This window comes from Caldimonas sp. KR1-144, assembly GCF_049446155.1.
GTDB lineage: Bacteria > Pseudomonadota > Gammaproteobacteria > Burkholderiales > Burkholderiaceae_C > Rivibacter.
In genome coordinates this window covers 26,730-38,115 of sequence record NZ_JBMSEE010000005.1, presented here as the reverse complement: position 1 = coordinate 38,115, position 11,386 = coordinate 26,730, and the positions used below count along the sequence as shown (strand labels likewise).

Sequence of the window (11,386 nt, the reverse complement as noted above, 5' to 3'; positions counted from 1 at the left end):
ATGAAGCCCTACTGGTTCATCCCCACCCACGGCGATTCGCGCCACCTCGGCACCACGCTCGGCGCGCGCGCCGCGACCGCCGACTACTTCCGCCAGATCGCGATCGCCGCCGACAGCCACGGCTACGAAGGCGTGCTGATCCCCACCGGGCGCTCGTGCGAGGACCCGTGGATCGTCGCCTCGACGCTGGTCGGCGCGACGAGCCGGCTCAAGTTCCTCGTCGCGCTGCGCCCCGGCCTGGTGACGCCGGCGCTGGCCGCGCGCATGACGGCGACGCTCGATCGCCTGTCGGGCGGGCGCGTGCTGATCAACCTGGTTACCGGCGGCGATGCCGACGAGCTGGCCGGCGACGGCCAGTTCCTCGACCATGCGCAGCGCTACGAACAGTCGAGCGAGTTCATGACGATCTGGCGTGAGATCCTCGCGCGCAGCCATGAGGCGCAGGGCTTCGACTTCGACGGCGAGCACCTGCAGGTCAAGGCCGCGAAGCTGCTGTTCCCGCCGCTGCAGAAGCCCTATCCGCCGCTGTATTTCGGCGGCTCGTCGGACGCGGCGCACCAGCTTGCGGCCGAGCAGTTCGACACCTACCTCAGCTGGGGCGAGCCGCCGGCCGCGGTGGCCGGCAAGATCGCGGACGTGAAGCGCCGCGCGGCGGCACGCGGCCGCACGCTGAGCTACGGCATCCGCCTGCACGTGATCGTGCGCGAGACCGAGGAAGAGGCCTGGGCCGCGGCGGCCGACCTCGTCAAGCACCTCGACGAGGACACCGTCGCCGCCGCGCAGGCGCGCTTCGCGCAGATGGATTCGGTGGGCCAGCGCCGCATGGCCGAACTGCACCGCGGCCGCTTCGACAAGCGCGACGTGCGCCGCGGCCTCGAGATCGCGCCCAACCTGTGGGCCGGCGTCGGCCTGGTGCGCGGCGGCGCCGGCACCGCGCTGGTCGGCAGCGCCGAACAGGTGGCCCAGCGCATCCGCGAATACGAAGCGCTGGGCATTGAGCACTTCATCTTCTCGGGCTATCCGCACCTCGAGGAGGCGCATCGCGTCGCCGAGCTGCTGTTCCCGCTGCTCGACGTGCAACGCGACGCGAGCCGCCAGCCGAGCGCGCCGGTGCTCAGCGGCCCGTTCGGCGAGGTGATCGCCAACGGCATCGTGCCGCCCGGCGCGAAGCCGGCGCAGCTCAAGGAGGCGGCGAGCTGATGGCTACCCCTTCGCTTCGAGGCGCCGCTGCGAGCCGTGTGTTGCCGTGGTTGCTGCCGATCGCGCTCGTCGCGCTGTGGGAAGCGGCCTCCCGCTGGGGCTGGCTCTCCACGCGCGTGCTGCCCGAACCGTGGGCGGTGGTCACGGCGTTCTGGCAGCTCGCGCTGTCCGGCGAGATGGCCCAGCACGTGCTCGTCAGCACCGTGCGCGCGTTCACCGGCCTGGCCCTCGGCGGCGGCCTGGGCCTCGTGTTCGGCCTGGTCAACGGCAGCTTCCGGCCCGCCGAGACCGCGCTCGACTCGACGCTGCAGATGGTGCGCAACATCCCGCCGCTGGCGCTGATCCCGCTGGTCATCCTGTGGTTCGGCATCGACGAGGGCGCGAAGCTGTTTCTCGTCGCGTTCGGCGTGTTCTTTCCGGTCTACCTCAACACCTTCCACGGCATCCGCTCGGTGGACCCGGGGCTGATCGAGATGGCCAAGAGCTACGGCCTGTCCGGCTTCGCGCTCTATCGCCACGTGATCCTGCCCGGCGCGCTGCCCGGCATCCTGGTCGGCCTGCGCTTCGCGCTGGGGCTGATGTGGGTGCTGTTGATCGTCGCCGAGACGATCTCGGCGCAGGCCGGCATCGGCTACCTGACGATGAACGCGCGCGAGTTCCTGCAAACCGACGTCGTGCTGGTCGGCATCCTGCTCTACGCGCTGCTCGGCAAGCTGGCCGACGTGAGCTCCAAGGCGCTGGAGCGCTGGTGGCTGCGCTGGCATCCGGGCTACCAGGCCGCCGCGTGAAGGTGAACGTGTGATCAAGCGAACGGAATCGAGCGTGATGCATCCGCTGCAGCTGGAAGTCAGCGAGTTCTGGGCCGCGTCGTCGGAGCGCGCGGTGCTGCACGAGGCCGACGACGCCTGGCGCGGCGCCGATCGCGCCGCGCATCCGCGGCCGCAGCTGGTGCAGCCGCCGGCGCCGCGCGGCGTGGCCCTGCAGCTCGACGGCGTGGGCAAGCGCTTCGGCGAGCGCGAGGTGCTGCGCGGCATCGACCTGGCCGTCGCGCCCGGCGAGTTCGTCGCGATCGTCGGACGTAGCGGCTGCGGCAAGAGCACGCTGCTGCGCCTGCTGGCCGGCCTCGACGCGGCGAGCGCCGGATCGATCCGCCTCGACGGCCAGCCCGCTGCGGCACGCAAGGAGGCGACGCGCGTGATGTTCCAGGACCCGCGTCTGCTGCCGTGGAAGCGCGTGCTCGACAACGTCGCGCTCGGCCTCGAGGGTGCCGATGCGCGCGAGCGCTCGCTCGACGCGCTCGCGCAAGTGGGCCTTGCCGAGCGCGCGAACGACTGGCCCGCGGTGCTCTCCGGCGGCCAGCGCCAGCGTGTCGCGCTCGCGCGCGCGCTGGTGCACGCGCCGCGCCTGCTGCTGCTCGACGAGCCGCTCGGCGCGCTGGACGCGCTCACGCGCATCGAGATGCACCGGCTGATCGAGCGGCTGTGGCGCCAGCACGGCTTCACGGCGCTGCTGGTCACGCACGACGTCGGCGAAGCGGTCGCGCTGGCCGACCGGGTGCTGCTGATCGAGGACGGCGCGCTGGCGATGGACGAGCGCATCGCGCTCGAGCGCCCGCGCCATCGCGCATCGTCGGGCGCCGCCGCGCTCGAGGAGCGAGTGCTGCAGCGCGTGCTGCGCCAGCCGGCGGCCGAGCCCGCGGCGCCGAAGCCGGGCTGGTCGTGGTTGTGGCGGGTGGCGATCTAGCGGAAGGTGAACGGCGGCGCGTTCCTTCGCCTCGCAGGAGAAGGCGTTGGAGGCAGCTTGTGGGCCCCTTGTCGCGCCGAGGGCTAAGGCTCGTTGCGCTGAAGCCAGAGCTCGCGCCGACCGCCCGCGTCGCGCCGGTCCTCGCCATGCGGTGGCCCCGTGTCGGGCCATGACGAGGCCGCCGGGTCGCGCGGCTGCGCCTGCGCGACGGCTGTCGCGTCGGCTTCCGGCAGCGCCGACAGCAGCGCAAAGGCGCCGACCGCGCCGGCGGCCATCAGCGCGAACTTCAAGTCCTGGTTCATGGTTCCTCCCTCGCGCGAGGATGGCCAGCGCAACGCAGGTTCGTCTTGACCCGAGCGGTCGCCTCCCTTGCGATCGCCGCCGGCGCGTCCTGCCCGATAGCCCGGCGTGAGCGTCGGATGTGACCCGCACGGCACACTTCGGCCATGCAGTTCGATCCCCACCGCAGCGACTGGCTCGTCGCCTGCCTATGCGCCGCGTGGTGCGGCACCTGCAACGAGTACCGCGTCGTGTTCGAGGCGGTCGCGAAGCACCACCCGGACGCGCGCTTCGTCTGGGTCGACATCGAGGATCACGCCGACGCGCTCGGCGAGGAACTCGACATCGAGAACTTTCCGACCCTGCTGATCGCGCACGGCGATGCGGCGCGCTTCTTCGGCGTGGTGCTGCCGCACGCAGGCACGATCGCGCGCACGCTCGACGCCGCACGCGCGGCCGATCTGCGCAGTGGCGTACCGGTGCCTGGAGGGCTGGTGGCCGCGGTGCGGGCGGTGGGCGAGGTGGTGGCCTGAACAGGGCGCCTCATGCGGCGCGCGGATAACGAGCGCCGCAATGATTCGTTGGCGCGCGCGGGCGCGGCTCATAAGGTGAAGGCTTCCTTCATTCGTGCAGAGCCCGCCATGAGCATCACCGCCATCAACGTTCGCAACCAGTTCCGCGGCAAGGTCCGCGAGATCATCGAGGGACCGGTCGTCTCCGAGGTCGACGTCGAGACGCCCAACGGCCTGGTCGTCACCTCGGTGATCACGACGCGCTCGGTCAAGGAGCTCGGCCTCGCGCCGGGGCGCGAGGTGATCGCGCTGATCAAGTCGACCGAGGTGTCGATCGCCGCGCTGTGAGGCCGGTGCGATGGCGCTTCGTCATGAACCGCGGCTGCTGATCGTTCCGGGCCTGCACGACAGCGGGCCGGCGCACTGGCAGAGCTGGCTCGAGTCGCTGCACCGCGGCAGCGTGCGCGTGCGCCAGGACGACTGGTCCGCGGGCGATCTCGAGCGCTGGGCGCGGCGCCTCGGCGAGACGCTGCGCGCGCACGGGCCGGGGCCGTGGATCGCGGTGGCGCACAGCTTCGGCTGCCTGGCGCTGGCGCGCTGGCTGGCCGATGCCGGACGCGAACCCGGCGTCGCGGCGGCGCTGCTGGTGGCGCCCGCCGATCCGCGCCGCTTCAACATCGACGAGGCGCGGCTGTCGCACCGGCTGCCGGTGCCGGCGACCGTGATCGCCAGCGATACCGACCCGTGGATGAGCGCGGCTACCGCGCGCGTCTGGACGCGCCGCTGGGGCGCGCATGGCCTCAATCTCGGCGACGCCGGGCACATCAACGCCGAGGCCGGCTTCGGCCCGCTGCCGCTGGCGCGGCGCTGGGTGCTCGCACATGCGCAGCGGCTGCGCCGCGCCGAGCGCCCGCGCCACGCACCGCTGGCCGAGTGGTCGTTCGCGGCCTGACGCCCGCTTGCTCGGTTTGCGCATGAGCAAGAGCACATTCATTCGTTTCGCCGCTGGGGGCGCCTTCCTACGATGCCGGCGAACCTCCAACGTCCCCGTACAGGAAACCGCATGAGCTTCTGGAAACCGACTGGCCGCACCGTCGTCGCGCTCGCCCTGCTGGCCGGCGCCGCGGTGGCGCAGGCCAAGGAGATCACGCTCCTCAACGTGAGCTACGACCCGACGCGCGAGCTCTACCAGGATGTCAACAAGGCCTTCGCCAAGCAGTGGAAGGCCAAGACCGGCGACGACGTGGTCGTCAAGACCAGCCATGGCGGCTCGGGCAAGCAGGCGCGATCGGTGATCGACGGGCTCGATGCCGACGTGGTGACGCTGGCGCTGGCCTACGACGTCGACGAGATCTCCCAGCGCGCCAAGCTTCTGCCGGCCGACTGGCAAAAGCGCCTGCAGCACAACAGTGCGCCCTACACCTCGACCATCGTGTTCCTGGTGCGCAAGGGCAACCCGAAGGGCATCAAGGACTGGGACGACCTCGTCAAGCCGGGCGTCGCGGTGATCACGCCCAACCCCAAGACCTCGGGCGGCGCGCGCTGGAACTACCTCGCGGCCTGGGGCTATGCGCTCAAGAAGACCGGCTCCGAGCAGCAGGCGCAGGCCTTTGTCGGCCAGCTGTTCAAGAACGTGCCGGTGCTCGACTCCGGCGCGCGCGGCGCGACCACCACCTTCGTCGAGCGCGGCATCGGCGACGTGCTGCTGGCGTGGGAGAACGAGGCGCTGCTGGCGCTCAAGGAGCTTGGGCCGGACAAGTTCGACATCGTCGCGCCCTCCTTGAGCATCCTTGCCGAGCCGCCGGTCGCGCTGGTCGACAAGGTGGTCGACAAGAAGGGCACACGCGCGGTGGCGCAGGCCTACCTCGAGTACCTCTACTCGCCCGAAGGCCAGGACCTCGCCGGTCAGAACTACTACCGGCCGATCGACGCCAAGGTCGCCGCGAAGTACGAGAAGCAGTTTCCCAAGCTGAACCTGTTCACCATCGACCAGGTGTTCGGCGGCTGGAGCAAGGCGCAGAAGACGCACTTCGCCGACGGCGGCGTGTTCGACCAGATCTACACGAAGAAATAGGACATTAGCGCAAGAGCGCGCGCTCACATCTTGTGTCGCGGAGCCGGGCCGAGCTCCGCGGCTTCCTTCTTTTTCGCATAAAGATCAGCGGATTCAATCGTTCGTTTTTGAAGGCGGGCTTCCTACGATCGCCGCTCCGATCCCAGCCTGTCTGTCATGAAGCCTGTTTCGACCCTCTCGCGCCGTTCGCTGATCGCCGCCGCCCTGCTGGCCGCCGCCGGCTGGGCCCAGGCCGCCGGGCCGACGCTGCTCAACGTCAGCTACGACGTCGCGCGTGAGCTCTACAAGGAGATCAACCCGGCGTTCCAGAAGCAGTGGAAGCAGGCCTCCGGCGAGGACGTGACGGTCAACCAGTCGCACGGCGGATCGAGCAAGCAGGCGCGCGCGGTGATCGACGGCCTCGAGGCCGACGTGGTGACGATGAACCAGTCGAGCGACATCGACGCCATCGCCACGCGCGGCAAGCTGATCCCGCAGGACTGGGCCAAGCGCCTGCCCAACAACAGCGCGCCGACCACCTCGGTCACGGTGATCCTGGTGCGCAAGGGCAATCCGAAGAAGATCGCCGACTGGGCCGACCTCGCCAAGCCCGGCGTCAGCGTCGTGATCCCCAACCCCAAGATCACCGGCAACGGACGCTACAGCTACGTGGCCGCCTGGGGCTCGGTCATCAAGGCCGGCGGCACGCCCGCGCAGGCGCGCGAGCTGGTGACCAAGATCTTCGCCAACGTGCCGGTGTTCGACGGCGGCGGCCGCGCGGCGACCACCACGTTCGCCCAGCGCGGCATCGGCGACGCGCTGGCCACGTTCGAGTCCGAGATCAACCTGATCAAGCAGGAGTTCGGCGACAACTTCGACGTGGTCTACCCCAAGAGCACGATCCTGGCCGAGAACCCGGTCGCGGTGATCGACAAGGTGGTCGACAAGAAGGGCACGCGCAAGCAGGCCGAGGCCTACCTGAAGTTCCTCTACACCGACGAGGCGCAGGAGATCGCCGCCAAGCACCAGCTGCGGCCGCGCTCGGCCACCATCCTCGCCAAGTACGCGAAGGACTTCCCCAAGGTCAACACCTTCACGATCGACGAGGTCTTCGGCGGCTGGACGCAGGCGCAGAAGGAGCACTTCGACGACGGCGCGATCTACGACCAGATCCTCGCGGCCGGCAAGAAGTGATCCGCGTCTTCCTGTTCTGACGACGGCGCCGCCATGCTGTTCTCCCGCACCCTGCTCAAGCGCCACAGCGTGCTGCCGGGCTTCGACCTCGCCCTCGGCTTCACACTGCTGTACCTGGGCCTGATCGTGCTCGTGCCGCTGTCGGCGGCGTTTCTCAAGACGGCCACGCTGACCTGGTCCGCGTTCTGGGACACGGTGACCGCCGAGCGCGTGATGGCCAGCTACCGGCTGACCTTCGGCGCCTCGTTGGCGGCGGCGCTGCTCAATGCGGCGTTCGGGTTGGTGATCGCCTGGGTGCTGGTGCGCTACGAGTTCTTCGGCAAGCGCTTCGTCGACGCCCTGGTCGACCTGCCGTTCGCGCTGCCGACCGCGGTGGCCGGCATCGCGCTGACGGCGCTGTACTCGCACAACGGCTGGATCGGCCAGATGCTGCCGTTCAAGGTGAGCTTCACGCCGCTGGGTGTGTTCGTCGCGCTGACCTTCATCGGCCTGCCCTTCGTCGTGCGCACGCTGCAGCCGGTGCTCGAAGACCTGAGCAAGGAGCTGGAAGAAGCCGCGGCGACGCTCGGCGCCTCGCGCTGGCAGACCTTTCGCCACGTGATCTTTCCGATCCTCACGCCGGCCCTGCTGACCGGCTTCGCGCTCGCGTTCGCGCGCGCACTGGGCGAATACGGCTCGGTGATCTTCATCGCCGGCAACATGCCGATGGTTTCCGAGATCACGCCGCTGCTCATCATCACCAAGCTCGAGCAGTACGACTACGCCGGCGCGACCGCGATCGCGGTCGTGATGCTGGTCGCGAGCTTCGCGATGCTGCTGGCGATCAATGCGCTGCAGGCCTGGTCGCGGCGACGCAGCGGGGGGCATTGAGCATGAGTGCGCCTGCTGCGACCCTCGTCCCCACCCTCTCCCGCCACGCGGCAGAAGGCGTGAAGCCGCGGCTCGTCCAGGAAGCGACGACCGAGCCGCGCTGGGTGCGCGTGACGCTGATCACCGTCGCACTCGCGTTCCTGACGCTGTTTCTCTTCGTGCCGCTGGTATCGGTGTTCTACGAGGCGCTGAAGAAGGGCTTCGACGTCTACCTTGCCGCGATCACCGAGCCCGATGCGCTGTCGGCGATCAAGCTGACGCTGATCACCGCGCTGATCGCGGTGCCGCTGAACCTGGTGTTCGGCATCGCGGCCGCGTGGTGCGTCGCCAAGTTCGACTTCCGCGGCAAGAACCTGCTGCTCACGCTGATCGACCTGCCGTTCTCGGTGAGCCCGGTGATCTCGGGCCTGATCTACGTGCTGGTGTTCGGCCTGCAGGGCTGGCTGGGCGAATGGCTGCGCGACCATGACCTGAAGGTGATCTTCGCGGTGCCGGGCATCGTGCTGGCGACGGTGTTCGTGACCTTCCCGTTCGTCGCGCGCGAGCTGATCCCGCTGATGCAGGCGCAGGGCACCGAACAGGAAGAGGCCGCGCGCGTGCTCGGCGCCAACGGCTGGCAGATCTTTCGCCGCGTGACACTGCCCAACATCAAGTGGGCGCTGCTGTACGGCGTGATCCTGTGCAATGCGCGCGCGATGGGCGAGTTCGGTGCGGTCAGCGTGGTCTCGGGCCACATCCGCGGCCAGACCAACACGATGCCGCTGCACATCGAGATCCTCTACAACGAGTACCAGTTCGCCGCGTCGTTCGCGGTGGCTTCGCTGCTGGCCGGCCTGGCGCTGGTGACGCTGGTGCTCAAGTTCATCGTCGAGCGGCGCGTGCAGCGCGAGCTGCACTCGGCCTCGATGGGCGAAGGACCTGCGACATGAGTATTGAGGTCAGGAATCTCAACAAGCGCTTCGGCAACACCGTCGTCTGCGACAACCTCAACCTCGACATCCCGTCGGGCGAGCTGGTCGCGCTGCTGGGGCCCTCGGGCTCGGGCAAGACCACGCTGCTGCGCATCATCGCCGGCCTCGAAGTGCCCGACAGCGGATCGGTCCACTTCCACGGCGAAGACGCGACCGGCACCGACGTGCGCGAGCGCCAGGTCGGCTTCGTGTTCCAGCACTACGCGCTGTTCGGCCACATGTCGATCTTCGAGAACGTGGCCTTCGGCCTGCGCGTGCGGCCCAAGGCCACGCGGCCCGACGAGGCTGAGATCAGGCGCCGCGTGATGGAGCTGCTCAAGCTGGTGCAGCTCGACTGGGTGGCGGACCGCTTCCCGCATCAGCTCTCGGGCGGCCAGCGCCAGCGCATCGCGCTCGCGCGCGCGCTCGCGGTCGAGCCCAAGGTGCTGCTGCTCGACGAGCCCTTCGGCGCGCTCGACGCCAAGGTGCGCAAGGAGCTGCGCCGCTGGCTGCGCCGCCTGCACGACGAGATGCACGTCACCAGCGTCTTCGTGACTCACGACCAGGAAGAGGCGATGGAAGTCGCCGACCGCATCGTCGTGATGAACCATGGCCGCATCGAGCAGGACGGCGCGCCCGACGAGGTCTACGACAAGCCGGCGACGCCCTTCGTGCTGCAGTTCCTCGGCGACGTGAACCTGTTTCGCGGCCGCTTCGGCCATGCGCCGGGCGGGGTCGAGGCGCCGCGCGAGAACGAGGTCAGCTACGTGCGCCCGCACGAGCTTGCGGTGCTGCCCGAGCCGACCGAGGGCTCGGTCGCGGTGACGCTGTCGCAGGCGCTCACGGTCGGCCCGAACACGCGCATCGAGTTCAAGCGCCTCGACGACGGCAGCTATGTCGACGTCGAACTGCCGCGCAGCGAATACCACCTGCTGCGCGAGCGCTTCCCGCTCGGCCCGGGCGCCACGGTGCACCTGCTGCCGCGCCGCGTGACGCGCTTCGCCGCCGAAACCGAGCAGGCCGATCCCGCCGCGATGATCTGAGCGTTCCCGACGGGCATGCGTCTTGCCCGTCGCGCGGCGACACGCCGCGCCGGCGTATGCCCAGACAGGAGGCCGCCATGTCCTCGCCGCGAAGCTCGTCCCTTGTCTCGTGGATCGCAGCGTGCGCAGCCGCAGCGGCACTGGCCGCCTGTGGTGGCGGCGGTGGTGGTGACGGCGATGACGGCGGCGGTGGAGGCGGTGGTGGCGGCGGCGGCAGTGACACGCAGGCGCCGAGCGCGACGCTCACCGCGCCGGCGGCGCTGGCCAGCGGGCTGAGCGGCACGCTCAACGTCAGCGCCGATGCGAGCGACAACGTCGGCGTCGCATCGGTCGAGTTCCAGGTCGACGGCCAGGCGGTCGGCGAGGCCGACACCGCAGCGCCTTATGTCGCAAGCGTTGACACGACGGCCTATGCGTCCGGTCAGCACGTGGTGCGCGCACGCTCGCGCGACGCGGCGGGCAATGTCTCCGAGTGGTCCGAGGCGACGGTGCAGTTCGGCGGCAGCCGCACGCAGCCGGCCGGCTTCACGCGCGACACCGGCTGGATCACCGGCCTGAGCAACGCGACAGCGTTCACCCCGACGCCCGACGGCCGCTGGCTCGTCGCCCAGCAAGGCGGCGCGCTGCGCATGGTGAAGGACGGGGCCTTGCTCGCGACGCCCTTCCTGAGCCTTGCGGTCGACTCGACCGGCGAGCGCGGCCTGATCGGCGTTGCGGTGCACCCGCAGTTCGCCGCCAACGGCTACGTCTACGTCTACTACACGAGCACCGAAGGCGGCACGCACAACCGCATCAGCCGCTTCACCGCCAACGGCGACGTCGCCGCGGGCGGCGAGACCGTGCTGGTCGACCTGCCGGCGCTGTCGTCGGCGACCAACCACAACGGCGGCGGCATGCACTTCGGGCCCGACGGCAAGCTCTACGTCGGGGTCGGCGAGAACGCCAATGGCGCGCGGGCGCAGGACTTGTCGGACCCGCTCGGCAAGCTGCTGCGATTCAACGACGACGGCAGCATCCCGAGCGACAACCCGTTCTATGGCACGCAGACCGGCCTGGCGCGCGCGGTCTGGGCCTACGGCCTTCGCAACCCCTTCACCTTTGCGTTCCAGTCGGGCACCGGCCGCCTGCACATCAACGATGTCGGCGCCAACGCCTGGGAGGAGATCAACCTCGGCGCCGCGGGCGCGAACTACGGCTGGCCGGCCACCGAAGGGCCGACCGACGCCAACGGCGTGACCGCGCCGCTGTTCGCCTATGCGCACGATGCCGGCGACGGCAGCGGCGCGGGCGGCTTCTTCGAGGGCATCGCGATCGCCGGCGGCGCGTTCTACCCGGACGACGGGCCGTTCCCGGCCGCCTACCGCGGCAGCTACTTCTTCGCCGACTTCGGCGCGAGCTTCGTCGCGCGGCTCGACGCGGCCAGCGGCGACGCCTATGCCTTCGCGCTGCTCGACGACGCGCCGGTCGACATGCGCGTCGGCACCGACGGCGCGCTCTATGTGCTCACGCGTTCCGGCATCACGCGCATCGCCGCCGAGTGAG

At 70.0% G+C, this 11,386-nt stretch carries 13 protein-coding genes; 12 read left to right on the top strand and 1 reads right to left on the bottom strand.

Going from position 1 to position 11,386, the window contains the following annotated elements; all coding sequences use genetic code 11:
- Genes ssuD through ACO2TI_RS12895 form a run of 3 tightly spaced genes read left to right on the top strand, consistent with a single transcriptional unit; the run spans position 1 to position 2,943 of the window.
- Positions 1 to 1,200, top strand: a complete 1,200-nt coding sequence (ssuD, locus tag ACO2TI_RS12905) for an FMNH2-dependent alkanesulfonate monooxygenase (RefSeq protein ID WP_423284813.1) — start codon at positions 1 to 3, stop codon at positions 1,198 to 1,200.
- Positions 1,200 to 1,988: an aliphatic sulfonate ABC transporter permease SsuC gene (gene ssuC, locus ACO2TI_RS12900; RefSeq protein WP_423284812.1), complete on the top strand. Its 789-nt coding sequence runs from the start codon at positions 1,200 to 1,202 to the stop codon at positions 1,986 to 1,988. Before ssuD ends, ssuC begins: the two co-directional genes overlap by 1 nt.
- Before the next feature lie 37 nt (positions 1,989 to 2,025).
- The gene (locus ACO2TI_RS12895) at positions 2,026 to 2,943 is read left to right on the top strand and encodes an ATP-binding cassette domain-containing protein (RefSeq protein ID WP_423285405.1); all 918 of its coding nucleotides are present in this window, start codon (positions 2,026 to 2,028) and stop codon (positions 2,941 to 2,943) included.
- Between the two features lie 83 nt (positions 2,944 to 3,026).
- Here ACO2TI_RS12895 and ACO2TI_RS12890 read toward each other — a convergent pair whose 3' ends face one another.
- A complete protein-coding gene (locus ACO2TI_RS12890; protein WP_423284810.1) occupies positions 3,027 to 3,245 on the bottom strand; it encodes a hypothetical protein in 219 nt (72 codons plus the stop codon).
- Between the two features lie 144 nt (positions 3,246 to 3,389).
- Between ACO2TI_RS12890 and ACO2TI_RS12885 the strand changes: the two genes are divergently transcribed.
- The 9 genes from ACO2TI_RS12885 (at position 3,390) to ACO2TI_RS12845 (ending at position 11,385) form a co-directional block, all read left to right on the top strand.
- Positions 3,390 to 3,755 carry a thioredoxin family protein gene (locus ACO2TI_RS12885; RefSeq protein WP_423284807.1) on the top strand — a complete coding sequence of 122 codons (366 nt, stop codon included), beginning with the start codon at positions 3,390 to 3,392 and terminating at the stop codon, positions 3,753 to 3,755.
- A gap of 108 nt (positions 3,756 to 3,863) precedes the next feature.
- Positions 3,864 to 4,082: a TOBE domain-containing protein gene (locus ACO2TI_RS12880; protein ID WP_423284804.1), complete on the top strand. Its 219-nt coding sequence runs from the start codon at positions 3,864 to 3,866 to the stop codon at positions 4,080 to 4,082.
- Positions 4,083 to 4,092: 10 nt separating this feature from the next.
- Positions 4,093 to 4,686 carry an RBBP9/YdeN family alpha/beta hydrolase gene (locus ACO2TI_RS12875; RefSeq protein WP_423284802.1) on the top strand — a complete coding sequence of 198 codons (594 nt, stop codon included), beginning with the start codon at positions 4,093 to 4,095 and terminating at the stop codon, positions 4,684 to 4,686.
- A gap of 111 nt (positions 4,687 to 4,797) precedes the next feature.
- Positions 4,798 to 5,808, top strand: coding sequence for a sulfate ABC transporter substrate-binding protein (locus ACO2TI_RS12870; protein ID WP_423284800.1), 1,011 nt, complete (start codon positions 4,798 to 4,800; stop codon positions 5,806 to 5,808).
- Between the two features lie 156 nt (positions 5,809 to 5,964).
- The gene (locus ACO2TI_RS12865) at positions 5,965 to 6,981 is read left to right on the top strand and encodes a sulfate ABC transporter substrate-binding protein (protein ID WP_423284798.1); all 1,017 of its coding nucleotides are present in this window, start codon (positions 5,965 to 5,967) and stop codon (positions 6,979 to 6,981) included.
- A gap of 33 nt (positions 6,982 to 7,014) precedes the next feature.
- Positions 7,015 to 7,851 carry a sulfate ABC transporter permease subunit CysT gene (gene cysT, locus ACO2TI_RS12860; RefSeq protein ID WP_423284796.1) on the top strand — a complete coding sequence of 279 codons (837 nt, stop codon included), beginning with the start codon at positions 7,015 to 7,017 and terminating at the stop codon, positions 7,849 to 7,851.
- A 2-nt stretch (positions 7,852 to 7,853) separates the two neighbouring features.
- Positions 7,854 to 8,780, top strand: coding sequence for a sulfate ABC transporter permease subunit CysW (cysW, locus tag ACO2TI_RS12855; protein WP_423284795.1), 927 nt, complete (start codon positions 7,854 to 7,856; stop codon positions 8,778 to 8,780).
- Positions 8,777 to 9,844: a sulfate/molybdate ABC transporter ATP-binding protein gene (locus ACO2TI_RS12850; RefSeq protein ID WP_423284794.1), complete on the top strand. Its 1,068-nt coding sequence runs from the start codon at positions 8,777 to 8,779 to the stop codon at positions 9,842 to 9,844. Before cysW ends, ACO2TI_RS12850 begins: the two co-directional genes overlap by 4 nt.
- 77 nt (positions 9,845 to 9,921) lie before the next feature.
- A complete protein-coding gene (locus tag ACO2TI_RS12845; RefSeq protein ID WP_423284792.1) occupies positions 9,922 to 11,385 on the top strand; it encodes a PQQ-dependent sugar dehydrogenase in 1,464 nt (487 codons plus the stop codon).
- Position 11,386: the final 1 nt, after the last annotated feature.

Coding starts and splice junctions, on each gene's coding strand:
- cysW (WP_423284795.1), top strand. CDS start 7,854: ATGAGTGCGCCTGCTGCGACCCTCGTCCCCACCCTCTCCCGCCACGCG.
- ACO2TI_RS12885 (WP_423284807.1), top strand. CDS start 3,390: ATGCAGTTCGATCCCCACCGCAGCGACTGGCTCGTCGCCTGCCTATGC.
- cysT (WP_423284796.1), top strand. CDS start 7,015: ATGCTGTTCTCCCGCACCCTGCTCAAGCGCCACAGCGTGCTGCCGGGC.
- ACO2TI_RS12865 (WP_423284798.1), top strand. CDS start 5,965: ATGAAGCCTGTTTCGACCCTCTCGCGCCGTTCGCTGATCGCCGCCGCC.
- ACO2TI_RS12845 (WP_423284792.1), top strand. CDS start 9,922: ATGTCCTCGCCGCGAAGCTCGTCCCTTGTCTCGTGGATCGCAGCGTGC.
- ACO2TI_RS12895 (WP_423285405.1), top strand. CDS start 2,026: ATGCATCCGCTGCAGCTGGAAGTCAGCGAGTTCTGGGCCGCGTCGTCG.
- ACO2TI_RS12890 (WP_423284810.1), bottom strand. CDS start 3,245: ATGAACCAGGACTTGAAGTTCGCGCTGATGGCCGCCGGCGCGGTCGGC.
- ACO2TI_RS12875 (WP_423284802.1), top strand. CDS start 4,093: ATGGCGCTTCGTCATGAACCGCGGCTGCTGATCGTTCCGGGCCTGCAC.
- ACO2TI_RS12870 (WP_423284800.1), top strand. CDS start 4,798: ATGAGCTTCTGGAAACCGACTGGCCGCACCGTCGTCGCGCTCGCCCTG.
- ssuD (WP_423284813.1), top strand. CDS start 1: ATGAAGCCCTACTGGTTCATCCCCACCCACGGCGATTCGCGCCACCTC.
- ssuC (WP_423284812.1), top strand. CDS start 1,200: ATGGCTACCCCTTCGCTTCGAGGCGCCGCTGCGAGCCGTGTGTTGCCG.
- ACO2TI_RS12850 (WP_423284794.1), top strand. CDS start 8,777: ATGAGTATTGAGGTCAGGAATCTCAACAAGCGCTTCGGCAACACCGTC.
- ACO2TI_RS12880 (WP_423284804.1), top strand. CDS start 3,864: ATGAGCATCACCGCCATCAACGTTCGCAACCAGTTCCGCGGCAAGGTC.